At 49.3% G+C, this 23,844-nt stretch carries 23 protein-coding genes and 1 tRNA gene; all 24 read left to right on the top strand.

Features of this window, described 5'->3' with window-relative positions:
• Nucleotides 1-22: 22 nt before the first annotated feature.
• The gene (ispE, locus tag FS806_RS12560) at nt 23-877 is read left to right on the top strand and encodes a 4-(cytidine 5'-diphospho)-2-C-methyl-D-erythritol kinase (protein WP_144936714.1); all 855 of its coding nucleotides are present in this window, start codon (nt 23-25) and stop codon (nt 875-877) included.
• Nucleotides 878-988: 111 nt separating this feature from the next.
• Nucleotides 989-1,804, top strand: coding sequence for a pur operon repressor (purR, locus tag FS806_RS12565; RefSeq protein WP_144936717.1), 816 nt, complete (start codon nt 989-991; stop codon nt 1,802-1,804).
• Nucleotides 1,805-1,818: 14 nt separating this feature from the next.
• Complete coding sequence (locus FS806_RS12570; RefSeq protein ID WP_144936720.1) at nt 1,819-2,205, top strand: RidA family protein; 387 nt, start codon at nt 1,819-1,821, stop codon at nt 2,203-2,205.
• Between the two features lie 120 nt (nt 2,206-2,325).
• Complete coding sequence (gene spoVG / locus FS806_RS12575) at nt 2,326-2,613, top strand: septation regulator SpoVG (protein ID WP_144936723.1); 288 nt, start codon at nt 2,326-2,328, stop codon at nt 2,611-2,613.
• A gap of 106 nt (nt 2,614-2,719) precedes the next feature.
• Complete coding sequence (glmU, locus tag FS806_RS12580; RefSeq protein ID WP_144936727.1) at nt 2,720-4,114, top strand: bifunctional UDP-N-acetylglucosamine diphosphorylase/glucosamine-1-phosphate N-acetyltransferase GlmU; 1,395 nt, start codon at nt 2,720-2,722, stop codon at nt 4,112-4,114.
• A gap of 30 nt (nt 4,115-4,144) precedes the next feature.
• Entirely contained in the window at nt 4,145-5,092 is a 948-nt protein-coding gene (locus FS806_RS12585; RefSeq protein WP_144936730.1) for a ribose-phosphate diphosphokinase, read from the top strand.
• Nucleotides 5,093-5,268: 176 nt separating this feature from the next.
• Nucleotides 5,269-5,889 carry a 50S ribosomal protein L25 gene (locus FS806_RS12590; protein ID WP_144936733.1) on the top strand — a complete coding sequence of 207 codons (621 nt, stop codon included), beginning with the start codon at nt 5,269-5,271 and terminating at the stop codon, nt 5,887-5,889.
• 204 nt (nt 5,890-6,093) lie between these two features.
• Complete coding sequence (pth, locus tag FS806_RS12595) at nt 6,094-6,654, top strand: aminoacyl-tRNA hydrolase (protein WP_144936736.1); 561 nt, start codon at nt 6,094-6,096, stop codon at nt 6,652-6,654.
• A gap of 168 nt (nt 6,655-6,822) precedes the next feature.
• Nucleotides 6,823-7,053 carry an anti-sigma-F factor Fin gene (gene fin / locus FS806_RS12600; protein ID WP_144936740.1) on the top strand — a complete coding sequence of 77 codons (231 nt, stop codon included), beginning with the start codon at nt 6,823-6,825 and terminating at the stop codon, nt 7,051-7,053.
• A gap of 101 nt (nt 7,054-7,154) precedes the next feature.
• Nucleotides 7,155-10,676: a transcription-repair coupling factor gene (gene mfd, locus FS806_RS12605; RefSeq protein ID WP_144936743.1), complete on the top strand. Its 3,522-nt coding sequence runs from the start codon at nt 7,155-7,157 to the stop codon at nt 10,674-10,676.
• Entirely contained in the window at nt 10,663-11,769 is a 1,107-nt protein-coding gene (locus FS806_RS12610) for a peptidylprolyl isomerase (protein WP_144936746.1), read from the top strand. Before mfd ends, FS806_RS12610 begins: the two co-directional genes overlap by 14 nt.
• Before the next feature lie 378 nt (nt 11,770-12,147).
• Nucleotides 12,148-12,690, top strand: coding sequence for a stage V sporulation protein T (gene spoVT / locus FS806_RS12615; protein WP_144936749.1), 543 nt, complete (start codon nt 12,148-12,150; stop codon nt 12,688-12,690).
• A gap of 140 nt (nt 12,691-12,830) precedes the next feature.
• A complete protein-coding gene (locus tag FS806_RS12620) occupies nt 12,831-14,573 on the top strand; it encodes a putative polysaccharide biosynthesis protein (RefSeq protein ID WP_144936752.1) in 1,743 nt (580 codons plus the stop codon).
• 25 nt (nt 14,574-14,598) lie between these two features.
• Complete coding sequence (gene yabN, locus FS806_RS12625; protein WP_397347358.1) at nt 14,599-16,080, top strand: bifunctional methyltransferase/pyrophosphohydrolase YabN; 1,482 nt, start codon at nt 14,599-14,601, stop codon at nt 16,078-16,080.
• Nucleotides 16,081-16,175: 95 nt separating this feature from the next.
• Complete coding sequence (locus FS806_RS12630) at nt 16,176-16,448, top strand: HU family DNA-binding protein (RefSeq protein ID WP_144936758.1); 273 nt, start codon at nt 16,176-16,178, stop codon at nt 16,446-16,448.
• Nucleotides 16,448-16,711 (top strand): RNA-binding S4 domain-containing protein, encoded by a 264-nt coding sequence (locus FS806_RS12635; protein ID WP_144936761.1) that lies wholly within the window; start codon nt 16,448-16,450, stop codon nt 16,709-16,711. The genes FS806_RS12630 and FS806_RS12635 overlap by 1 nt, the downstream gene beginning before the upstream one ends.
• A gap of 262 nt (nt 16,712-16,973) precedes the next feature.
• Entirely contained in the window at nt 16,974-17,255 is a 282-nt protein-coding gene (yabP, locus tag FS806_RS12640; protein ID WP_144936764.1) for a sporulation protein YabP, read from the top strand.
• Entirely contained in the window at nt 17,252-17,830 is a 579-nt protein-coding gene (gene yabQ, locus FS806_RS12645) for a spore cortex biosynthesis protein YabQ (RefSeq protein ID WP_144936767.1), read from the top strand. The genes yabP and yabQ overlap by 4 nt, the downstream gene beginning before the upstream one ends.
• 15 nt (nt 17,831-17,845) lie before the next feature.
• Nucleotides 17,846-18,172 (top strand): FtsB family cell division protein, encoded by a 327-nt coding sequence (locus tag FS806_RS12650; RefSeq protein WP_144936770.1) that lies wholly within the window; start codon nt 17,846-17,848, stop codon nt 18,170-18,172.
• Between the two features lie 89 nt (nt 18,173-18,261).
• The gene (locus FS806_RS12655) at nt 18,262-18,744 is read left to right on the top strand and encodes a S1 domain-containing RNA-binding protein (RefSeq protein WP_144936773.1); all 483 of its coding nucleotides are present in this window, start codon (nt 18,262-18,264) and stop codon (nt 18,742-18,744) included.
• Between the two features lie 137 nt (nt 18,745-18,881).
• Nucleotides 18,882-18,955, top strand: a tRNA-Met gene (locus tag FS806_RS12660).
• 473 nt (nt 18,956-19,428) lie between these two features.
• Nucleotides 19,429-21,921 (top strand): stage II sporulation protein E, encoded by a 2,493-nt coding sequence (gene spoIIE, locus FS806_RS12665; RefSeq protein ID WP_144936776.1) that lies wholly within the window; start codon nt 19,429-19,431, stop codon nt 21,919-21,921.
• A 239-nt stretch (nt 21,922-22,160) separates the two neighbouring features.
• Nucleotides 22,161-22,925: a vWA domain-containing protein gene (locus FS806_RS12670; protein ID WP_313960582.1), complete on the top strand. Its 765-nt coding sequence runs from the start codon at nt 22,161-22,163 to the stop codon at nt 22,923-22,925.
• Nucleotides 22,909-23,829 (top strand): protein kinase domain-containing protein, encoded by a 921-nt coding sequence (locus tag FS806_RS12675; protein ID WP_144936781.1) that lies wholly within the window; start codon nt 22,909-22,911, stop codon nt 23,827-23,829. The genes FS806_RS12670 and FS806_RS12675 overlap by 17 nt, the downstream gene beginning before the upstream one ends.
• The last annotated feature ends 15 nt before the right edge of the window (nt 23,830-23,844 follow it).

Below are 23,844 nucleotides of genomic sequence, written 5' to 3' on the forward strand. Positions count from 1 at the left end.
TAAATGCGAAGAAGGTGACTGCATGAAAGTATTTGAAAAGGCTCCGGCTAAAATCAACCTTTCTTTGGATGTATTATACAAAAGGGAAGATGGGTATCATGAAGTGGAAATGGTCATGACGATGGTTGATTTGGCGGACAGGCTGGAAATGCAGGAGCTGTCTCGGGACACCATTATCATATCAAGTCAGGCGGGCTATATCCCGCTGGATGAGAAGAACCTTGCTTTCCAGGCGGCCAAGCTGATTAAGGAACGATATAACGTACATAAAGGGGTTTATATCCACCTGGACAAAAAAATTCCCGTTGCGGCCGGTCTGGCAGGGGGAAGCAGCGATGCCGCCGCCACTCTTCGCGGCTTGAACCGTCTGTGGAATCTGGGCATCCCCGCCCGGGAATTGATGGAGCTCGGAGCCGAGCTTGGTTCGGACGTGCCCTTCTGTGTGATGGGAGGTACTGCTTTGGCAAGTGGCAGGGGAGAGAAGCTCGAGCCCCTACCTTCACCTCCACAGTGCTGGGTTATCCTTGCTAAACCGCCCATTAATGTATCTACAGGGGAAGTTTACGGGAAGCTGAAGGCTTCCGAAATCGAACACCATCCTTCCATTCCGGATATGCTGCAATCCATCCGTTCGGGACGATTTGATTTATTGTGCCGCTCACTGGGTAATGTATTGGAAAATATAACCTTCGAATTATATCCGGAGGTAAGGCAACTGCGGGACAGCATGCAGCGGATGGGAGCCGACGGCGTATTGATGTCCGGAAGCGGTCCGACGGTGTTCGGCCTGGTCTCGAAGTTTTCCAAAGCGGCAAAGATATATAACGGCTTGAGAGGCTTTTGCAAAGAAGTGTACGCTGTACGGCTGCTGACCTGACACTCTTGCGGCAAGCTTGTCTAAATACGTATAAAGATGGTATATTTAATGTTAATATTCGGATTTTAACTTAAAATGCCGACTTGTTGAGTAAACGGTCAGAGGTGTGTCATGAAAAAATTAAAACGCAGTGCAAGATTAGTGGAGATGACGCAATACTTGCTGTACCGGCCTCATTCCTTGATTCCGTTAACCACTTTTGCTGAGCGTTATCAAGCGGCCAAGTCCTCCATCAGCGAAGATTTGGCGATCATTAAGGAAGTGTTTGAAGCGGAGGGCTTCGGTGAACTGCAGACTTTGGCAGGGGCGGCCGGGGGTGTAATATTCATCCCCAAATACCCGAAAACGGCCTCTTTGGAATTGATCCGCAAGCTGTGCGGAATGCTGGAACAACCGGAACGGATCCTTCCGGGAGAATATTTATATATGTCCGATCTTTTGGGTAAGCCGGCGATTATGAATGAAATCGGCAAAATTTTCGCCACGGCGTTCTCCGACCGTGATATTGATGTGGTGATGACGGTAGAGACCAAAGGAATCCCTCTAGCTTATGCGACCGCGACTTTCCTTAATTTGCCGGTCGTTATTGTGCGCAGAGACAGTCAGGTCACGGAGGGGTCGACCGTAAGCATCAATTACGTATCGGGCTCCAACCGGAGGATTCAGACTATGTCATTGGCAAGACGCGCATTGAAGGAGCAATCCAAGGTGCTGATCATCGATGATTTCATGAGAGCCGGCGGGACGATCCAGGGAATGATGGACCTTCTTCAGGAGTTTAAAGCGACTGTGCAGGGCGTTGGAGTGTTGGTTGAATCGGAAGATGTGCGGGAACGACTCGTTACCGACTATGTGTCGCTAGCCAGACTGTCCGTCGATTCGAAAGCGAGAAGTCTGACTGCTGTTCCTGGTAATTATTTTGACTAGAAGGAAGTGATGGAATGAAACCGATCCAAATTGCAACGGAGAAAGCACCGGCCGCCATCGGCCCCTATTCTCAGGCCGTTCAGTTCGGGAATGTACTTTTTACATCCGGACAAATTCCCCTCGGGCTGGACGGCAAGATTGTAGAGGGTGGAATCCGGGAACAAACCCATCAGGTCTTCCGGAATCTTAAAGAAATCCTTGGCGAGGTGGGAGCCGATTTCCAGCATGTGTTGAAGGCGACCGTCTATTTGAAGGACATGGGTATGTTCTCTGAGGTCAATGAAATTTATGCCGAATATTTCGGCAACCACAAACCGGCGCGTTCCACCGTCGAGGTGGCAAGGCTTCCCAAGGATGTTCTTGTCGAAATCGAATTGATTGTAGCGATTGGTGTCGAATAATAACAACTCGGGAAAATATTTTAGAAAATGCCATTTTTTTATCATTGAAAAGAAGGATTTTCCAACAAAATGTGGAAGTCTATACCAAGTCTTTTTGATGATAAAAGGTGGTGAACTTGAGTGCAAATTACAGATGTAAGACTCCGCCGAGTCAACACAGAAGGAAGAATGAAGGCGATTGCATCCATTACGATTGACAACGAATTTGTCGTTCACGATATTCGTGTCATCGACGGGAACAACGGGATGTTCGTAGCTATGCCTAGCAAGCGTACGCCCGATGGAGAGTTCCGCGATATCGCCCATCCGATTTCTTCGACCACTCGCGAAAAAATTCAGGTGGCTGTACTGGCCGAGTATGAAAGAGCCGCTATTGAGGAAGAGCAAGTAATAGAAGAAGGGGCGTAATGCATTTCAGCCCCGCGAAGAGAGCCCGGAATGGGCTCTCTTTTCTTTTTGCAGAAAGTGAGCTATATTCTATAGTGAACCTTATATTAGCTTGGAGTGGTCTGATTTGCAGATAAACAGCATCATATTGGCTGCCGGCTTGGGGAAGCGGATGAAATCAAAGCTGTACAAGATGCTTCATCCGGTTTGCGGAAAGCCGATGGTCGGTCACGTCCTGGATTTGTTGGAAAAGATCGAAACAAAGCGCAAAGTCGCTATCGTAGGCAATGGAGCGGATGAAATTAAAGCCTACTTGGGAGACCGGGCAGAATATGCGTTTCAGGCCGAGCAGCTAGGCACTGGACATGCAGTGCTGCAAGCCAAGCCCCTTCTTGAGAATGAACAAGGAGTCACCATTGTAATATGCGGGGATACCCCTTTGGTTAGAGAAGAAACTCTGAGGGAGATGATCCGTCTTCATCAGGAGAGCGGAGCGGCGGCAACGATCTTGACCGCGGAAATGGAGAATCCCCATGGATACGGCCGGATCACAAGAGACGATCAAGGGCTTGTGACCGGAATTATCGAGCAGAAGGACTGTAACGAGTCCCAGCAATTAATCAAGGAAATCAACGCGGGGACTTATTTGTTCGATAACCACAAGCTGTTCAAAGCTTTGGACCGCGTCACTAATCATAATGCTCAGAACGAATACTATTTGACTGATGTCATAGGTATTATGAAAGCCGATGGCGACCGGGTAATCGGTTATTGCACCCCCGATCCTTCGGAAGCGGCCGGAATTAACGACCGCATTGGACTGGCGGAAGCGGAGAAGCTTATGAGAGACCGAATTCTCCGGAAGCATATGATTAACGGCGTTACGATTCAAGATCCGGCTCAAACCTATATCGAACCGGATGTGGAGATAGGGCAGGACACGGTACTGCTGCCCGGAACCGTTTTGAAAGGGAAGACCGTCATTGGTGAAGACTGTATTATAGGGCCTTATTCTGAAATTATCGATTCCACCATAGAACATGGCGGGACGGTCAAGCAGTCCGTGCTGCAGGAAGCGACGGTAGGAGAGCATTCCCATGTCGGCCCGTTCGCCTATTTGCGTCCGGGAGCCCGATTGGGAAGAGACGTTAAGGTCGGCGATTTTGTCGAGATCAAAAATTCGACGCTTGGCGACAACACCAAAGTATCTCATTTGAGCTATGTGGGCGACGCAAAGGTTGGAAAAGATGTCAATATTGGCTGCGGTGCCATTACGGTAAATTATGATGGCTATAAGAAGCACCTGACCGAGGTGGAAGACGGAGCTTTTATCGGCAGCAATGTCAACCTGATTGCTCCTGTCAAAATCGGCAAGGGCGCTTATGTGGTGGCCGGTTCCACTATTACCCATCCCGTAGAGGAAGGGGACCTCGCCATTGCCAGGGAACGACAAACCAACAAACCCGGGTACGCTCAGTTATTGCGCAACCGAATCAAAGCCAGAAACAGTAAAAAAGACTAGCACCGATCTGCCAAGGAGGAACGGCTGGAAATGCCATATTGCGATTCAAAACTTAAAGTGTTTACCTGTAACTCCAATCCTCAGTTAGCCCAGGAAATTGCCGACTATATAGATGTTCCGCTCGGAAGCGCGGATATTGTGCGGTTCAGCGATGGAGAAATCCAAATTAAGCTGAATGAGAGTGTCCGGGGCTCTAATGTATTTCTAATCCAGTCCACATGCAGCCCGGTTAACGACCATCTGATGGAAGTGCTGGTGATGACCGATGCTCTCAAGCGGGCATCGGCCAGAAGCATTAATGTCGTTATTCCGTATTACGGCTATGCACGACAGGACCGCAAGGCAAGATCCCGTGATCCGATCACGGCCAAGCTGGTAGCGAATTTGATTGAGACGGCCGGAGCTCATCGGGTCATTACTATGGATTTGCATGCGATGCAGATTCAAGGATTTTTCGATATTCCGGTCGATCATTTGCTCGGAGTTCCCATATTGGGACAATATTATCGGGATAAAGAATTAAGCAATGTGGTCGTTGTATCTCCAGACCACGGCGGAGTGGTTCGGGCGAGAAGGCTTGCGGACTATCTTAAAGCGCCGTTGGCTATTATCGATAAGAGAAGGCCGGAGCCCAATGTCAGTGAAGTGATGAATATCATTGGAGACATTGAAGGGAAGACCGCCATTCTGATAGACGATATTATCGATACTGCCGGTACGATGACTTTGGCTGCCAACGCACTGATGGAGTATGGCGCCAAGGAAGTTTTCGCTTGCGGAACCCATGCGGTTCTGTCGGGTCCGGCTATGCAGCGGATCGAAGAATCTCCGATTCGCGAGCTGCTGGTAACCAACACCATTCCGATTTCTCATCGCGAGCCATCCCCCAAGATCAAGGCGCTTTCGGTTGCGCCGCTGATGGGAGAGGCCATTATTCGTGTGCACGAAGAACAGTCGATAAGTAATTTATTTGAATAGTTTTGGTTTTGAACCTCCAATATATGGGTAAAGTAACGAGTGAGTATTCTTTCACAAGGTGGTGCTGAGAGTTCTTCTGGGCGGAGCAATCTCCCCATAAGGACTCTGCTATCGCCTCCTTCAGAGAGTCTGCGGTACTCGCTCGCTCTTAAACCTATGCTTGGAGGTATTTGATTATGACCGCTACATTGATAGTGAAGGAACGCCCGGAATTAACGAAGTCTGGACGAAAGCAAGTAAGGAAGGAAGGTTTCGTGCCGGGAAGTGTATATGGCAAGACTATAGGCAGCGTATCGGTCCTGGTGGATAACAAGGAAATTGGGCAGCTTCTAAGGACAAACCCTCATGGAGTCATTGAGATGTCCATGCCTGACGGAGGGAAGCAGCCGGTGATGATCCAGCAGGTGCAGAAGGACCCGCTTTCCGGGGAGCTGCTGCACATCGATTTTCACCTCATCCGCATGGACGAGCCTGTCCGTTCCATGATTCCGGTAGAAATTACCGGAGAGGCGATTGGAGTCAAGGAAGGCGGAATTTTGCAGATAAGGGCTCATGAAGTGGAGGTTAAGTGCCTTCCACAGCATCTTCCCCCGACCATTTCCGTAGACGTATCGAGATTGGGAGTAGGGGAGAATTTGACGGTCTCCGAAATAACCGTACCGTCTGAGCTGGAGATTATTTCAGACCCCCATGAAGTAGTGGTAACTATACTGGCTCCTCAGAAGGAAGAGGCTCCCGATGATACGGAGGCCGAGGAGACAGCCGGAGAAGCACCTGGGCAGCAGGGTGAGGAATAAGATTTCAATTAGGGACACGCCTGATCCGATTCACGAGGCGTGTTTTTTGTCGTTTGATATCATTGCGATATAGTCGGCAGGTGCTATTCTGCCATTAAAAATCCGCCGACCCAAAGGCTTTCCGGCCTTGCCGATTTGATCTTGCGCAAGTTCCCGATTAAAATAGTAAGATAATCATTTATTTACGAAGGTGGATATACGGCTATGAAATGTTTTGTCGGTCTCGGCAATCCCGGAAGGTCCTACGAAAACACCAGGCATAACATCGGTTTTATGGCGATCGATTGGTTTGCCCGTGAGTGGGGAATTCCCATCAAGCAAAATAAGTGCAAAGCGATGATCGGGGAAGGTGTCGTTCAAGGGACTAAAGTATGGCTGATTAAGCCGACGACCTATATGAATCTGTCCGGCGAATCGGTGCGGGCTTTTCTGGATTATTATAAAGCGGAGTTGGAGGATGTTACAGTATTGTATGACGATCTGGATACGGCCTTCGGCAAATTTCGCCTTCGTTATCAGGGAAGCTCGGGTGGACATAACGGAATCAAATCCATCATTCAGCATACGGGGACACAGACCTTCGACCGAATAAGAATCGGAATTTCGCGTCCCGCCCCGGGTTCGGATATTGCCGATTATGTGCTTTCCTCTTTCACCAAGGAAGAATTTAAGCAGCTTCCCGATATATTGGACCGCGTGAGCGAAGCGATGCTTTATTCGATAAGCCATACCTTTGAACAAACGATGGCGAAATTTAACGGTTAGTTACATAATGCCGTCGCCATGGATGGCGTTTGGTCATAATTTTGAATTAAGACCCCGCCAGGCTGACTGGTCAATAACAAACAGTGTGCCCCAACGGTTATCCTATGCTTAATTGCTGCAGAATTGGGCATAATAAGTTGGTATAGGATGACTCCGGGAGGCATAGATATGTCAATACTTTACATTTGCAGGCACTGCCGCAGCCATGTCGGGCAGATTGATAGGGATACGGTGGACGAAGCCCGCCTCGGGTTTCAATTCTTGACCCCCGGCGAGCGCAGAGATATAATATCGTATAACCCGGATGGCAATGTTATTGTCAAGGTTACATGTGATTACTGCCGGGAAGCGCTGGAAGCCAATCCTGAGCTGTCCTTGCTGAGCAATCCGCTGCAATAATCGGAATATGTCAATATATAGAGCGTCTATTACTAAGGAATGTTAATGGCCTTGGCAGTTCCGCCGAGGCTTCTTTTTGATGGTCGAGAGGAGTGAATTCATTGCGATCGCTAATACAAGCGCTGTCTCAAGACACCGATTTTCAAACCGTTATATCCGGATTGAAGTCCGGAATGAAGGAACAATTAATAGCTGGTCTGGCCGGTTCTTCGCGTCAGGTGTTGATCGCAGCATTGGCCGATGAGCTTAAGCAGCCGATCCTTGTTGTAACCCACAATATGTTTGCGGCACAGAAAATTGTAGAAGATTTATCCGAGTTCCTTCCTCCGGAGGATGTGCTGTTGTTCCCGGCCCAGGAGCTGATGGCTGCAGAAACCGCTGTGTCCAGCCCGGAGACTCTTGCTCAGCGGATTGATGCGTTAACCCGCTTATCGACCGGGTTCAGAGGGGTTCTCGTCACTCCCTACGCCGGCTTGAGGAAGCTGCAGCCGTTGAAGTCTGTATTTGCCGAAGCTCAAGTAACGGTTAGCGTGGGTGAAGCGCTCGAACTGGAAGCCTTCCTGACCCGGATGACGGAGATGGGCTACGAGCGTGTGGATCAAGTCGAGAAGAAGGGCGAGATGAGCGTCAGGGGCGGAATTATTGATATCTTTCCGCTGACATCGCCAAATCCTTACCGAATAGAGCTGTTTGATGTCGAAGTAGACTCAATCCGAACATTTGACGCTGCCAATCAACGATCGATAGACAAAATAAATAAACTGATTATTCCTCCAGGTAAAGAGATTATTGCCGAAGGAAAGCGTTTCCAAAATGCGGCCGAACATGCCTTCGACCTGCTGCAGAAGCAACTGGCAAAAATGACGGACCGTCAAGCCAAGGAGAAGCTGGAAGAGGAGATTCGCAGCGACATAGAACGGCTCAGACAGCAGCAGTCGTTCCCGGGAATCTATAAATATATTTCTTTGCTGTATCCCGAGAGACATACTCTGGCGGATTATATGGACAAAGACACTCTGCTGATTCTCGATGAGCCATCCCGTTTGCTGGAAACCGCCAAACAACTGGAAAGAGACGAGGCGGAATGGGTGACCGGGCTGCTGCAGGAAGGTAAAACTCTGCCGGCTTTTGTGCTGTCCAAGACATACGACGTCTTGTTGTACCGACAGCCGTTTCCTACTCTATATGTCTCCTTATTCCTTCGCCAGGTTCCGCAGACCCAGCCGCAGAATATTGTTAACTTCATGAGCCGGGCCATGCAAAATTTCCATGGTCAAATGAATCTGCTCAAAGCGGAAACCGACCGTTGGAAAAAAAGCGGCTATAAAGTGGTTATGCTCGCCAGCGGCGAGGAACGGATGGAGCGGGTCCGACGGGTGCTTCATGATTACAAGATTGAAGAGCCGATTTTGCTGGATGGAAATTTGCAGAGCGGATTTGAATTACCTTCGGTTCATTTGGTCGTGCTGACGGAGGGAGAGATGTTCTCTCAGAAGCAGCGCAAGGCACGTAAAGTAGACAAGAAAATAGAAAATGCGGAACGGATTAAAAACTATCAGGAGCTTAGAGTGGGCGACTATGTCGTCCATGTTAATCACGGAATCGGGAAATATGTGGGCATTGGAACCCTGGAAATCAATGGAATCCATAAAGACTATTTGCATATTCTCTATGCCGGCGGAGACAAGCTGTCAGTTCCTATTGACCAGATAGAGCTCATCCAGAAATATGTAGGCTCTGAAGAGAAGGAGCCCAAGATCTATAAGCTGGGCGGTACGGAGTGGAACCGGGTTAAGAGCAAGGTGCGCTCCTCCGTTAAAGATATTGCCGATGATTTAATCAAGCTCTATGCAGACAGGCAGTCCACGCCTGGATATCCTTTCTCCAAGGATACGCCGTACCAGCAGGAATTCGAGAGTCTCTTCCCCTACGATGAGACCCCCGATCAGATACGGGCCATCGAGGAAATCAAGATGGATATGGAGAAGCCTCGGCCGATGGACCGGCTGCTATGCGGTGACGTAGGCTACGGTAAAACCGAGGTCGCTATTCGTGCTGCCTTCAAGGCGGCAATCGACGGCAAGCAAGTGGCCGTACTGGTGCCGACAACGATACTGGCCCAACAGCACTATGAAACGTTCAGGGAAAGATTCTCGGAATATCCGTTCAATATTCAGGTGCTCAGCCGTTTCCGCTCCAAGAAGGAACAGAACGAAACGATTAAAGGAATCAAAACCGGTACGGTTGATATTGTTATCGGGACCCATCGGTTATTGTCCGCCGATATCGTCTTTAAAGAGCTGGGTCTTCTTATAGTGGATGAGGAGCAGAGATTCGGGGTTTCCCATAAAGAGAAGCTAAAGAGGCTCAAGCCAAATGTGGATGTTCTTACATTGACGGCTACTCCTATTCCACGGACACTGCATATGTCGATGCTCGGCGTCCGGGATTTGTCGGTCATCGAAACTCCTCCGGAGAATCGCTTCCCGGTTCAAACCTATGTGGTAGAGCATAGCAACACTCTTGTGCGGGAGGCTATTGAGCGGGAATTGGCGAGAGAGGGACAAGTGTATTATTTATATAACCGGGTGCAGGGCATTCAGCAAATGGCCGATCAGATCTCCATGCTGGTGCCGGACGCCAAGGTGGCCGTCGCTCATGGTCAAATGTCGGAGCAGGAGCTGGAGAGGACGATTCTCGACTTCCTGGACGGGGAATACGATGTGCTGGTTAGCACAAGCATCATAGAAACCGGAGTAGACATTCCCAACGTCAACACTCTGATCGTTCATGATGCCGATAAAATGGGGCTTTCCCAGCTGTATCAGCTTCGGGGCAGAGTTGGCCGCTCCAACCGGATAGCTTATGCCTATTTTACTTATCAGCGGGATAAGGTACTTACGGAAGTGGCTGAAAAACGGCTGCAGGCGATCAAAGAGTTCACAGAGCTCGGTTCCGGCTTTAAAATTGCGATGAGAGATTTGGCTATCCGCGGTGCGGGTAATTTGTTAGGAGCGGAGCAGCACGGCTTCATTGCGTCCGTCGGCTTCGATCTGTATTCCCAGATGCTGGGGGAAGAGATCGCCAAGCGGAAGCAGGAGCTGGATGGTGAGGATAAGACCGAGCCCGAATTCTGGAGTACCCAGTTGGATCTTCATATCGACGCCTACTTACCGTCCGATTACATCTATGATAGCATTCAGAAGATTGAAATTTACAAAAAAGTAGCCAATGTAACTACGCTGGAAGAGGCAGGAGATCTTCATGAGGAGCTGGTAGACCGTTTCGGCGATTTGCCGCTGGCAGTCGAAAATTTATTGGCGGTGGCGAGACTTAAAGTTTACGGTTCCATGTATGGGATAGAATCGATTGTGCAGAAGGGAGACGATTATACCCTCAAGATCGATCCCAAGCGGAGCAAAGCACTGGAAGGCAAGAAGCTTGTGGCTCTGGCTAAGGAATTTGAAGGCCGTCTGAAGGTTAATCCCGGGGCGCATATCGAGATCGTCGTCAAATGCAAGGGTCTCAAACCAGAACAATCCATAGCATTGTTAGAGCAGTTTTTGGTACAATACAGGGAGGCTTATAAAGAGAAGGGAGAATTGCAAAATGCTGCGAAATAAACCACGCAAGACTAGAGCGCTTATCATAAGCCTTGTCCTGATCGTGATTGTAGCCATGCTGAGCGCCTGTGGGGATAAGAACAAGTCCGGAGCGCAAGGGGAAGTCCTGGCCACTTACAAGGATGGCTCCATTACTCAAAGCGAGTTTGACAAATTTTTCAATACCGTTTCTTTCTTTAATGCCCAGTTTGCCGCAGCCAAAGACATTCCAGGATTCCAGGAATATTTGCTTAAGCAAATGGCCGCTCTCGATTTGATGCTTGGACAAGTATCTGATGAAAGCAAGAAGAATGCGGAAGAAGAAGTCAAGAAGCAGATGGATGAAATCAAAGCCTATTATGAATCCAAAGGGAAAAGCGCTTTGAAGGATCATCTGAAAGAGCTTAACATTACGGAGAAGGACCTGGAGGATTATGTTCGTAACAGCCTGGTTGTCATGACGGATTTGGACAGCAAGGTAACCGACGAACAAATCCAGCAATATTACGATAATCTGGTCAATGAGAAAGTATTGGACGTTGTTACGGTTAGTCACATTCTCATTGGAATCAAAGATATGGAAGGTAAGGATCTTCGCACTAAAGAAGAGGCTCTGACTATCGCCAACGAAGTTAAGGGCAAGCTGGACAACGGAGCCGATTTCGCCGAGCTGGCCAAGGAATATTCCGATGATCCCGGTTCCAAAGATAACGGCGGTAAGTATGAAAATGAGCCGTTATCTGCCAAGAGGTGGGTTCCTCAGTTCCAGCAGGCGGCCGAAGAGCTTCCGGTGAACACCATCAGCGAACCGATCGAAACGGATTATGGATATCATATCATGAGGGTTGATTTCAGAGGCCCGCGTCCATTGGATGATGTAAAGACCAACATTCGCGAAGCCATTACTTCAGAGCAAATTGGCGAGTTTATCGAGTCGGAGCTGCCTAATTACGACTTCAAAACCAATCTGCCTGAACCGGAGCCGTCCGAAGCCCCGGATTCTACCGGTACCCCTGAATCCACGGATACGCCGGAATCGGACAAGCCTGCCGATGCCAATGCGGAAACTCCTTCCGAGTCTCCTGCTCCTTCAGCATCGCCGGCCGCTGAATAATATCGATAAACAAGCACTCTCTTCAAGGGAGTGCTTTTGTTTTTTAAAATATAAGAAAGTATAAGTTTTCATCTATACCTGTTCTTATATTTCATCGGTAAACGCGCCCGTCCTAAGGACGGCGATAGCCGTTTATCCTTGGGAGGGAAATAGCGCTATTGGTCCGTCCAGACTAGAAAATTCGAGGGTTCCTGCAATGGAGATTCAAACCCGTGTTACTAAGTCACCGTTATTCGTGCGCTCTGTCGAGACTGGCGAAAACATGGAATTGCCCCGGCTTACTAATGTATAAGTTTTTGGAAATCGAAGAATACTTTAAATACACTTTTACTCCAGTGAATCTGATTTCATCAAAGGAAAGAGAGGCATCAGAGACTTATGAAAGCAACTGGAATCGTTCGTCGAATAGACGATTTAGGCCGAGTGGTCATCCCGAAAGAAATACGCCGTACCCTTAGAATCCGGGAAGGAGATCCGTTAGAAATTTTTGTGGATCGGGATGGAGAAGTTATTCTCAAGAAATATTCCCCGATCGGCGAGCTCGGCGATTTCGCTAAGGAATATGCGGAATCATTGTACGAAAGCACTAACCACATCATTCTTATCTCCGACAGAGATACCATTATCGCCGTATCCGGAGCCTCCAAGAAAGATTATATGGAGAAGCAAATCGGTGCATTGGTCGAGAGCTCCATGGAGGGCCGGAAGTCGGTGTTGGAAACCAATCCGGGGCAGCACGACATCTGTAAAGATGTCAAGGAAAGCTACAGTTCTTACGTAATTTCCCCTATCGTTGCAGGAGGGGATCCCATTGGAGCTGTAATTATAACCAGCAAGGATGAGTCTGCCAAGATGGGGCAAATGGAGCTTAAGATGGCTGAGACAGCGGCAGGATTTCTCGCTAAACAGATGGAGCAGTAATCACGGTTTCAATCATACTCACAGCTTCCTTAAGGCAAGGTGCTCTCACCTTCTGTACAGGAGGCTTTTTCATTTTGCAGTTTGATCAGTTATAATAAGGTCATCCGTTTTATGGAAATGGCATGGAAGTTGGTAATTGTATGGATGACTCTCGCAAACCGTCCTCTTCTGGCCACAGTCTGCTTAAGGGGGCCGCAGTCCTCGGGATAGCTGCGGTCATTTCGAAGCTGCTGGGAACCCTGCAGAAAATTCCGCTGCAAAATATGGCCGGGGACGGAGTATTTGGAATTTATAATGCTGTCTACCCGTTGTATATTCTCATACTGACCATTGCAACCGCCGGTATTCCGATAGCGGTATCCAAATTCGTCTCCGAGCAAACCGTCATGGGGCGTCCCGCGGAAGCAAGAAGAATCCTTAAGCTGGCCAGCGGGGTATTGACCTTGACGGGATTGCTCTGTTTCATTGCCCTGTATGCCGGGGCCGGCGTGATTGCCGGCTGGATGGGAGTTGGGCAGACCGAGAAGGCGATTCGCAGTGTTTCCTTCGCCCTCCTGCTGGTCCCCGTAATGGCCGCGCTAAGGGGCTATTTCCAGGGGATTCAGAATATGATACCCACCGCCGTCTCCCAAGTAGTCGAGCAGCTGGTCAGAGTCGCAACCATGATCGGATTGCTGCTGTATTTCATCGCCCTCGGCATGAGCGAAGAATGGATTGCCGCCGGCGCAACGTTCGGCTCGGTCGCTGGAGCAGGGGCCGGATTGGTCGTCATGCTTCTCTATTGGTGGAAACGAAAAGAGCCCGCTCTGCCTGCAGCCGGGTCGGGAAATCCTTCTTCGCCGGAACCGGCGGCTGCGGGAGATACAGTGCGGAGTGCCGTGGCGGGTAGAATGGATGACGCCGGGGGACAAGCAGCTCGGGCTCGGGAGATGCCTCCGGAACCGGCGCTATCGCTGATCCGACGGTTTTTGCGCTATGCCCTGCCGATATGTTTGGGATCGTTAGTCGTACCGCTGCTGACGCTAGTTGATACGTTTACGATGCCCCGACTGCTGATTTACGGCGGCTTGGACGAAGCCGGGTCCATGTATGCCTTCGGTTTATATAACCACGGGCTGCCGCTCGTGCAGCTCGTATCCATGATCGCGACATCGATGTCCACCGCCCTGATTCCGGCCATAGCGGCAGCGAAAATACGCAACGAGCCCGAAATTATACGAGTTCGCTCGGAATTGGCGATTCGGTTCACCTGGCTGGTCGGTCTGGCCGCTTCCTTCGGTCTGGCGGTGACCGCCGTTCCGCTAAATATCATGTTCTTCAAATCCGCCGAAGGCTGGGAGGCCATGTCTTTGCTGGCCTTCACCGCCGCATTCAGCACGGTAAATATTGTTACATCGAGCATTCTGCAAGGTCTCGGAGCCGTTAAGGTTCCGGTCATTCATCTTTTGATCGGTGTCGTGTTGAAAATAGGCTTCAATCTGCTTCTGATGCCGTTGTGGGGAATTCAAGGCGCGGCTGTGGCGGCAGTGATTGCTTATGGGACCGCCAGCGGCTTGAATTATCGCTACCTGCGCAAGAATATCGGGGTACGAATCACTTTCCGCTCGGGATTGTTTAAGCCGCTGCTGGCAGTAGTATGTATGTGTGCAGGAATTCTGGTTCTTTACTTAGGGCTGGAACTTGCATTAGATTATCTGGCCCCCGGATTATCGTCGAGAATTCGCTACTCGATTATCGGATTAGCTACAGTCGCCGTTGGAGGATTGATTTACCCTCTGGCCTTGTTGAGGACGGGAGCTGTCAGCCGCTCGGAATTGGCGGCCGTACCGAGCTTCGGGAAAAAAATCGAGCCTTGGTTGGTCCGAATCGGTTTATGGAAGTAAAATTGGTTTAATAGACAAAGGAGGGATGCCCGTGTCCGCTCAAATCACAGTTGTAGGATTGGGAACAGGGGACGAAAACCAGATGACCTTGGGCATCTGGAATAAGCTTCAGACAGCAGCGAGAATATTTTTGCGTACAGAGGAGCATCCGGTTGCGGGGTACATACGCAAAAAAGGAATAGCTTACGAATCCTTTGATGAGATCTACAAGCAATCGCCCACTTTCGAAGAAGTCTATGGCCAGATCGCTGCCCTGCTTATGGAAGAAGCAGTCCGGAGCGGGGAAGAAATCGTCTATGCATTGCCCGGCCATCCTTCGGTTGCCGAGCGAACGACCCAGATATTGAGACAACGCTGCCCTGACGCGGGAATCGGACTGGAAATTCTGGGCGGTGAGAGCTTCCTCGACCAGGCTTTCCTGCGGTTCGGCTTCGATCCGATTGAAGGCTTCCAGCTGCTCGATGGTACGGCTCTGGATTCCGCTCAGCTGAATCCGATGCTGCATACGGTTGTTGCTCAGGTCTACGACTCCTTCACCGCATCGGATGTGAAGCTCACTCTAATGGAGCTCTATCCGGATGATTATAAAGTCTATGTCGGACATGCCCTCGGAATTGCCGGTGAAGAATCGATTCATGAGATCCCTTTGTTCGAGCTGGACCGCCTGAACGGATACGGGAATTTGTCTCTGGTTTGGGTTCCCAAAGCGGAGACGAATGAGCTGGCTAACCGCACCTTCGCCCGGCTGAAGGAAATCGTAGCCATTCTCCGCAGTCCCGAAGGTTGTCCATGGGACCGCGAACAGACACATGCGAGCATTCGCAGCAATCTTATTGAGGAAACCTACGAAGTACTGGAAGCCATTGACGATGATGACCCCGTAGGAATGTGTGAAGAGCTTGGGGATCTGCTGCTGCAGGTAGTCATGCACGCGCAGATGGAGGACGAGGCCGGTTCGTTCACTATTGTCGATGTCATTCAAGGCTTGAACGAGAAGCTTATTCGCCGCCATCCTCATGTATTCGGCGAAAGATCCGCACAAGATGCCGAAGAGGCTCTGTCCAATTGGCAGCAGATCAAGCAGGAGGAGAAGCGGAAACGGGGAGAAGCTCCTGGTCAGCAATCTGTATTGTCGGGTGTCCCCAGAGACCTTCCTGCATTATACAAAGCGGTCAAGCTGCAGAAGAAAGCAGCCAAGGTCGGATTTGATTGGCCGGACCTGCAGGGGGTTTATGACAAAATAACAGAGGAATTGCAAGAGCTGAAAGAGGCGCATAATCAGGATAGCGAGGCCCTGAAATCGGAGTTGGGCGATTTATTGTTTGCGGTTGTTAATCTGGCCAGATTCATGAAGATCGATCCGGAGGAAGCCCTCACGGCAACCAACCGAAAATTCGTGCAAAGATTTGAATACATCGAGAATCAACTGCGTTTAAATGGAAAAACTTTTGACCAAACTGATTTACAAGAGATGGAAGCCTATTGGCAAGAAGCGAAAAAAGTTTAATAAATTGGGTTTTGTCAGCAGGATTTTCCGTTTCCACAAAGAATAACTTATGGCATATCCTTATATGCACTATGTAATTACAGGAGGTAACAACCATGAATAAAACCGATTTGGTAAATAACATTGCACAAAAAAGCGGACTGTCCAAGAAAGACGTGGAGTCTGTATTAAACGGACTTCTGGGTGAAATCACCGACGCACTTTCCAGCGGCGATAAGGTTCAACTGATCGGGTTCGGTACTTTCGAAACCCGTAAGCGCTCTGGCAGAGTAGGCCGCAATCCGCAAACCGGTAAAGAAATCACCATTCCTGAATCTGTCGTTCCGGCCTTCAAAGCAGGTAACAAGCTTAAAGAAGCCGTGAAGTAATGCGACTGGACAAGTACTTGAAGGTTTCCCGTCTGATTAAGAGACGCACTGTCGCCAAAGACGTTTCGGAACAAGGAAGAGTGTGGATCAACGGACGGGAAGCCAAGCCAAGCAGCACCGTTCAGGTAGGTGACGAGCTGACCATTCAATTCGGTCAGAAGTATGTGGTTGTGAGGGTGAATCAGCTCTCGGAATCAACCCGTAAAGAAGATGCTGCTCTTATGTATACTTTATTGCGGGAAGAAGCCCGAACGAATGGTTGAGAGAAAGATTAAGAGACTAACCACAGTTTAGTCTCTTTTTCTACCTTTGCGGTTTCCATTATTTAACCGTATAGGAAGGAACAAGTCCGTGGCAAGGTAAGGTCATTTTCCATAAGATGTATTGGGTCCTGCCAATTAGTGTACCCCTCCGGTTGGCCTCCGATAAACACTCTGTACGTTTTTTTAAGGCAATCTATCTTTTCCCCGGTTCTAAAATCGGACATCCCTCCATAATGTAGTGTTAGAAGGAGGGGTACATGCCATGGTGGAACAGGGAAAAGTGAAACGTCAGGAAGTCAAGATGCTGAATCGGAAGCTGTTGGAAATCTCCGGTGTGCTGAATGTGGAAAGCTTTGACAGCGAAGAGTTTCTACTCGAAACCGAATGCGGATTTCTTACGATCAAAGGCCAGAATCTGCATATTAAAAATCTCAGCTTGGAGCAAGGCCTTGTAGCGATTGAAGGCCTGGTCCATGCACTAGCTTATTTAGATTCAGGAACCCAGGGAAAATCTAAAGGTTTGTTCGGTAAACTGTTCAAGTGACACTGCACGTCCAGTTTCTCACCATGGGTATGATGTTTGCCAGCGGAGTCGGTATGGGTATTCTATTTGAAACCTATCGCGTGCTGACTGGGCAGCTGCGCGCACCGCGCTGGCTTATTTCCATCCTTGACTTGGTCTATTGGAGCGTTATGACCGTACTGGTCTTTCGTGCCTTATATTTCAGCAATCAGGGTCAGCTTAGGCTGTTCGTATTCATCGGCCTGCTGGCAGGCGGCAGCTTCTATTGGGCCTTCTTGAGGGAAGGGACCGTATGGGTTATCCGTGCATTAATTCGATCGGTTCTATGGCTGGCCGGTTTGATTCGCAGACTGGTTGAGCTTATGATTGTCAAGCCGATTCAACTGCTTTATAAATGTTTAATGATGGTTATCGGGTTTCTTATAGCAGTAGCTATATTCCTCTACAAAATTGTGGTAAAATTACTTTACCCTGTCCTGTTTATATTTATTCGTCCGTTGCTGTTTATTTGGAAGAAGATTCGTTGGCCGCAGTGGATAGCTAACGGTTGGCGAATCATCCGGCAGTTGTTTCAAAAATGGTTCCGAAAATCATAGGAGGAACATTATTCCATGGTACAGGCAAAAAATGCATCTAAGAAGAATACTTCCACAATCGGCGCTCGTCGGCGGATTCGTCTGTTGATGATCGTTGTTTGCTGTGTATTGTTGTGGGCAGGCATAACGATCTTGGACCAATCGGATAAACTGGCTGAGAATTCAGCTAAACTTGTGACGCTCGAAACCAAACTGGCGGAAGTAGAGAAAATAAACGAGGAATCCAGAATGGAATTGGACCGTTTGAACGATCCGGAATACCAGGAAGAGAAGGCTCGTAAGGATCTTCAGGTTGCCCGAGAAGGCGAGACCGTATTTGATGTTGTGAAACCGGCCCCCTAGACCTTTGCCTTGTTGACCTCTAATTCCGCTTCATGTATAATCTCCATAGCCAGTCTTTTGAATTTTTTAAGGGAGGAACTTAATCATTTATGGCAATTGAAGTGGGCACCAAGTTAGAAGGAAAGGTGACAGGGATAACTCACTTTGGAGCTTTCGTCGAGCTACCAGAAGGAGGGACCGGCCTCGTTCACATCTCGGAGATAGCCGATAACTACGTCAAGGATGTTAACGATCATCTAAAGCTGGACGATAAAGTCCTCGTTAAGGTGATTAATGTCGATAAGGACGGCAAAATCGGTCTATCCATTAAGCAAGCTGTTGATAAGCCCCTGGCAGCTGAAAGGCCCGCTCGACCTGAACGACATGGTGGGGGATCGTACGGGGATCGAAGAGAAGGCGGCGGAGGGTACCGCGGTCATGACCGAGGCGGACGCCCATTTAAACCTCCCATTGGCAAATCTTCCTTCGAGGATAAAATGATCAAATTTCTTAAAGATAGCGAAGAACGCATCTCGTCTCTTAAGAAGAACACGGAATCGAAGCGTGGAGGGAGAGGCGCAAGACGCGATTAATATACGAAATTATGTCCGCAAGCCTGATTTATCGGGCTTGCGGTCTTGTCTATTCGGGAGTTTCCCGAATTAAAATTATAAGTTGTCTCTACCGCTTGACTTCCATATACATCTTGGTATATAGTATTGCTTGTTATGGCGGCGTAGCTCAGCTGGCTAGAGCGTACGGTTCATACCCGTGAGGTCGGGGGTTCGATCCCCTCCGCCGCTATTGTTATTACTCCATTCCGACAGTATGGAGACCGATAATCGGAAAATAGAGGCATCCGCGAGAATGCTTCTCTTTTTTACCATTTTTTACCACAAAGGAATCTTTAAGTTCTTACCGTTTTAATACGATGAAGAACAAGGATTCCTATTGGCATAGAAAGCTACCTTTAAAACCGGGTTATTCGACTTCGAAAAGGCTTCGTTTTAGAAGCTTTTTTTATTTTTTTCAATGCGAAGACTTCGACACGAACGCTCGGCAAGTTCGGCACCATCCCTCGCCTAAAAATGGCAAAGGCTACTATGAACCCGCAGGATTAGGGAAAGCCGACGCTGTTTTTTCGCACAAAACGGGATAGGTCGGGAAGGTTTTTGTCGGAAATTTTTTTGAATCTACCTTCTCATTCTGACAAACTTCCTGATAGATTCTTTCTATAATAGAGGACACAAGAAAACCGGTTAGGTGGTGTCCGATCTATGCAAAAGCAATCTGGTGTACAAGGGGTGAAGGGCCATTGCTCTTCATGGGTGAAGCAGGTTAAAGAAAACACAGGCAAGAGATTGGCCGATAGCCGTATCATTCAGGCCTGGATGGTGAAACGATGGGCCGTGCTGCTTGTCGTCATTGCTTTCTTGTTGGGAAGAGCGACGATTCTCGATGAACTTTCTCCTTTCGCCCTTGCTTATTTCGCCGTCTTCTATTATCTCCGCAAAGATTTGCTTCATTGGGTCGGAGTGGCGTTATGCGCGGGAAGCTTATTATCCGCACACGGCAGCGCAGGATACATCGTGGCCCAGATGCTGGTATTTCTCCTTATTCAAAAAGGGCTGGAGAAATATGAGAAAGCCGAGCTTTCTTATGTACCGCTATTGGTATTTATGACCGGGTTCTCCGTCAAATTGTTCAGCCATCTGGTAGCGGCCAATCTATCTTGGTATACGTTGATGATGACCGGAATTGAATCGACATTAAGCTTGATTCTTACGCTTATATTCATCCAGGCGGTTCCCGTGTTTACGATTGCGAGAAAGAAGCATGGGCTCAAGACGGATGAAATAATTTGTCTGATCATACTGCTCGCATCCGTCATGACGGGAACGGTGGGCTGGGTAATTGGAAACGTAACGGTAGAGCATGTCCTGTCAAGATACTTGATCTTGTTGTTTGCTCTGGTGGGAGGAGCGCCCCTGGGGGCTTCTGTCGGTGTGGTAACTGGCCTCATTCTCAGCTTGGCGAATGTAAACGCTATTTACCAGATGAGTTTGCTTGCTTTCGCAGGAATGCTTGCCGGGCTCATGAAGGAAGGCGGGCGCTTGGCCGTGGCGCTGGGCATGCTCATTGGTTCGTCCATTCTTTCCATCTACATCGGGGACCAGACAGCTTTTCTCCAATCCACCTGGGAATCCGCGGCGGCGGTCGTTCTGTTCTTGCTCACGCCTAAGAGTATCGTCTATACATTGGCAACTTATATTCCGGGAACCCAGGAAAATATGAAGTCCCATTATGATTATGCCAGAAGGGTCCGGGATATTACGGCCGAAAGGGTGCAGCAGTTCTCCGAAGTATTCCGCCAGCTGTCCCGCAGCTTTAAACAGCTGACGACAGAAGGCTATTCGGCTAACCGTGAAGGGGAAGTGGAGCATTTCATGAGTGCCGTATCGCAGAAATTTTGTACCAATTGCGGCAAGCGGGATGCTTGCTGGAGCCGTGATTTTGCCAAAACCTATACATTTATGACGGAAATGATGACCGCCATTGATAAGAATGAAGCCCCTGCCAAGCGGGATATCCCGAAGGAATGGACTCGCGCCTGCATTAAAACGGAGCGGGTGCTGAACACAATGCTTCATGAATATCAGCTCTACAAAAATAATTTGCACTGGAAAAAACAAATACTGGAGAGCCGGCAGCTTGTAGCGGATCAATTAACAGGCGTATCTCAGGTCATGGAAGATTTGGCCAAGGAAATCAAAAGGGAGGGTCAGGAGCTATTTTTGCAGGAGGAGCAGATCCGCAGCGCTTTGGAAGAACTGGGGTTGTCGATTCACAGTATTGATATTATAAATCTTGAGGAAGGAAATGTTGAAATTGAGGTGGTGCATCAATATTTAAAAGGCTATGATGAATGCCGCAAGATTGTCGCTCCTCTATTATCAGACATTATTGGCGAAAATATAGCGGTTAAGAGAGAAAGACCGTCCGAAAGGGGAGAAGGCTACTATACGGTTATGTTCGGGTCCGCCAAGGAATATGAGGTCGAGACGGGTATTGCCGGAGCGGCCAAAGGAGGGGATTTGCTGTCCGGGGACAGCTTCAGCACCGTGGAGTTGGGAAATGGAAAGTTTGCGGTTGCTCTAAGCGATGGAATGGGCAACGGCGAGCGGGCCCGGGCGGAGAGCAGCACGGCTCTCAATATTTTGCAGCAGCTTCTGCAGTCGGGCATGGACGAGAAGCTGGCGATCAAATCGGTCAATTCGGTCTTGATGCTTCGCTCGCCGGACGAAATTTTCGCTACGGTGGACATGGCTTTGATCGATTTGTACAGCGCGCAAACGACATTTATGAAGATAGGCTCGACCCCCAGCTTTATTAAGCGGGATAATGAAGTGATTTCCATCATGGCAAACAATCTGCCGGTAGGAATTTTGCAGGAAATTGATGTCGATCTCGTCAGCGTTCAGCTGAAGCCGGGTGACGTTCTAATTATGATGACGGATGGTATTTATGATGCTCCCGGATATGCGGTTAACAAGGAGCTATGGATGAAACGGGTCATTCAGGAGATGGATTTGTCCGATCCGCAGGAATTTGCAGATTGCCTGCTGGAGAGAATCGTACGCTATCAGCAAGGGGACATTGCCGATGACATGACGGTTATCGTTGCCAAAATAGAGCGCTTCCAGCCGGAGTGGGCTACCTTTAGCTGGCCCGGTGTTTCCCGCATCGAGCGCCCCAAGGTGGTGAGTTAATAAAGGAGAGACTCAAGTAATCATGCTGAACGAAAGACCTGCAAATCGGCAGGTCTTTCGTCATTTTAAAAAAAGAGAGATCTACTCCCTATTTTTTTATCCTGCCTCCTATATTTACTTACATTAGATATGAGCTTGCTTTAACCCCTCTCCGTATAAAGTCTAGCAAACGGGCAACACTGGTTAATAGGTTGGTAGAAGCAGCCATTCTACTTTATTCAAATCAGGGGAGGGGCATGATGAAACAGATTATTTTGATCACGGACGGTTGCTCGAATGTTGGTATAAGCCCTGTCGCAGCAGCGGCCAGAGCTTTGGCCGAGGGGATCGTGGTGAATGTTATCGGAGTGATTGACGAAGGGGAAACCGGTCATTACGGAATAGAAGAAATCAACGACATCGCCCGGGCTGGAGGGGGCTTAAGCCGTATGGTCGTGCCAAGTATGGTGGCTCAGACGATGCAGATGATGACCCGCAAGACGATGCTGCATACGATTCACGATGCCGTCAATCATGAGCTCAAGCAGATTGTCGGACCCGGAGCCGCTTTGGAAAAGCTGCATCCCGAACAGCGCTCCCAGGTTGTGCAGGTGATCGACGACCTCGCGGAAACGTCGGAGATGAAGGTGGCGCTGTTGGTGGATGCCAGCGCCAGCATGAAGCCCAAGCTGGAGACGGTAAGAGAAGCGATCGGCGATCTTATGCTAAGTATGCAGGCTCGTAAAGGGAAAAGCGAAATCGCCGTGTTTCATTTTCCGGATGCGAAAGGACAGAGGGAAGTGTGCATGGACATGGATTGGACCACCCGGCTTGCAAATGTACGCGATTTATTTTATAAAATAAACATGAAAGGTACGACTCCCACCGGCCCCGCCCTGCTCCATGTTATCCGTTTTCTGTCTGGAGAGCGTAACGGCGAAATGGATGGTGGAGAACCGGCTGCGGGAATAACCCATTCCCGGCAGCCGGGCAAGGACGGGATGCTGAGTGACTACGTCGTCTGAGATGGAGTTTATACAAGGGACGCCGATCATTGGCAAGTGGAAGCGAAATACGTACGTGGTGGAGAGAAAGCTCGGGGAAGGAGCGAACGGCAAGGTTTACCTGGTTCGCCGGGACCGCTGCTGGTATGCTTTGAAGCTGGGCTTCAATGCCGTTGATTTGCAATCCGAGATCAACATGATCCGGAAGCTGTCGCAGGCCCCCGGCGATTTCCGCAACTTCTTCGTCGATGCGGATGATGCCGAACATGCCGGGCAGGTCTATTCCTTCTATGTAATGAGATATGTCCGGGGAGACCCTCCGGATGTATTTCTGAAGAATTCCGGAAGGGAATGGATGCAAGTGATCGGGCTTCACCTGCTGAGGAAGCTCGTTGACCTCCATCGGCAAGGGTTTGTCTTCGGCGATTTGAAGCTGGAGAACGTGTTGGTATCCCGGTACGGTGAAGTAGAGCTGATTGATTTTGGCGGTGTAACCGTCATGGGGAACGGGGTCAAGCAGTTTACCGAGGTTTATGACCGCGGTTATTGGAACGGCGGGAGCCGGAAGGCGGATGATGGATACGACTTGTTCTCGTTCGCTATTCTTTGCATGAGATTGCTTGGAGGGCACAACAGCTGCATTACTCCCCAACTCATTCCCCAGAACCGGAACATCGATGTGCTGCTGGAAGAACTGGATAACCCTGCATATTCCGGGTACGAGGATTTCGTGCGAAGATCGCTCATCGGGGAGTTCCGCTCCTCCGAAGAAGCTTTCGCGGAGTGGAAAGCACTGCCGATTTCCGCCATGGCATCCCCGAACAAGGCCCTTGGCTTGCCTCCGGGTGCAGGACATTGGGTAGCCTGCAGCTTCGCCGCATCCCTTCTTATATTTGGATTGGCGCTATATTTTGTCTGGTCCTGACCTTCTTGCCCGCCG

It is taken from the genome of Paenibacillus sp. 32O-W (assembly GCF_007679495.1).
GTDB classification, from domain to species: Bacteria; Bacillota; Bacilli; order Paenibacillales; family NBRC-103111; genus Paenibacillus_L; species Paenibacillus_L residui.

Bases quoted from the DNA above. Each gene is read 5' to 3' on its own strand.
- fin (WP_144936740.1), top strand. From the start codon at position 6,823: ATGTCAATACTTTACATTTGCAGGCACTGCCGCAGCCATGTCGGGCAG.
- FS806_RS12620 (WP_144936752.1), top strand. From the start codon at position 12,831: ATGGATGACTCTCGCAAACCGTCCTCTTCTGGCCACAGTCTGCTTAAG.
- purR (WP_144936717.1), top strand. From the start codon at position 989: ATGAAAAAATTAAAACGCAGTGCAAGATTAGTGGAGATGACGCAATAC.
- yabN (WP_397347358.1), top strand. From the start codon at position 14,599: ATGCCCGTGTCCGCTCAAATCACAGTTGTAGGATTGGGAACAGGGGAC.
- spoVT (WP_144936749.1), top strand. From the start codon at position 12,148: ATGAAAGCAACTGGAATCGTTCGTCGAATAGACGATTTAGGCCGAGTG.
- FS806_RS12585 (WP_144936730.1), top strand. From the start codon at position 4,145: ATGCCATATTGCGATTCAAAACTTAAAGTGTTTACCTGTAACTCCAAT.
- FS806_RS12570 (WP_144936720.1), top strand. From the start codon at position 1,819: ATGAAACCGATCCAAATTGCAACGGAGAAAGCACCGGCCGCCATCGGC.
- FS806_RS12635 (WP_144936761.1), top strand. From the start codon at position 16,448: ATGCGACTGGACAAGTACTTGAAGGTTTCCCGTCTGATTAAGAGACGC.
- FS806_RS12630 (WP_144936758.1), top strand. From the start codon at position 16,176: ATGAATAAAACCGATTTGGTAAATAACATTGCACAAAAAAGCGGACTG.
- FS806_RS12650 (WP_144936770.1), top strand. From the start codon at position 17,846: ATGGTACAGGCAAAAAATGCATCTAAGAAGAATACTTCCACAATCGGC.
- spoIIE (WP_144936776.1), top strand. From the start codon at position 19,429: ATGCAAAAGCAATCTGGTGTACAAGGGGTGAAGGGCCATTGCTCTTCA.
- FS806_RS12655 (WP_144936773.1), top strand. From the start codon at position 18,262: ATGGCAATTGAAGTGGGCACCAAGTTAGAAGGAAAGGTGACAGGGATA.
- FS806_RS12670 (WP_313960582.1), top strand. From the start codon at position 22,161: ATGAAACAGATTATTTTGATCACGGACGGTTGCTCGAATGTTGGTATA.
- ispE (WP_144936714.1), top strand. From the start codon at position 23: ATGAAAGTATTTGAAAAGGCTCCGGCTAAAATCAACCTTTCTTTGGAT.
- FS806_RS12610 (WP_144936746.1), top strand. From the start codon at position 10,663: ATGCTGCGAAATAAACCACGCAAGACTAGAGCGCTTATCATAAGCCTT.
- yabP (WP_144936764.1), top strand. From the start codon at position 16,974: ATGGTGGAACAGGGAAAAGTGAAACGTCAGGAAGTCAAGATGCTGAAT.
- pth (WP_144936736.1), top strand. From the start codon at position 6,094: ATGAAATGTTTTGTCGGTCTCGGCAATCCCGGAAGGTCCTACGAAAAC.
- FS806_RS12590 (WP_144936733.1), top strand. From the start codon at position 5,269: ATGACCGCTACATTGATAGTGAAGGAACGCCCGGAATTAACGAAGTCT.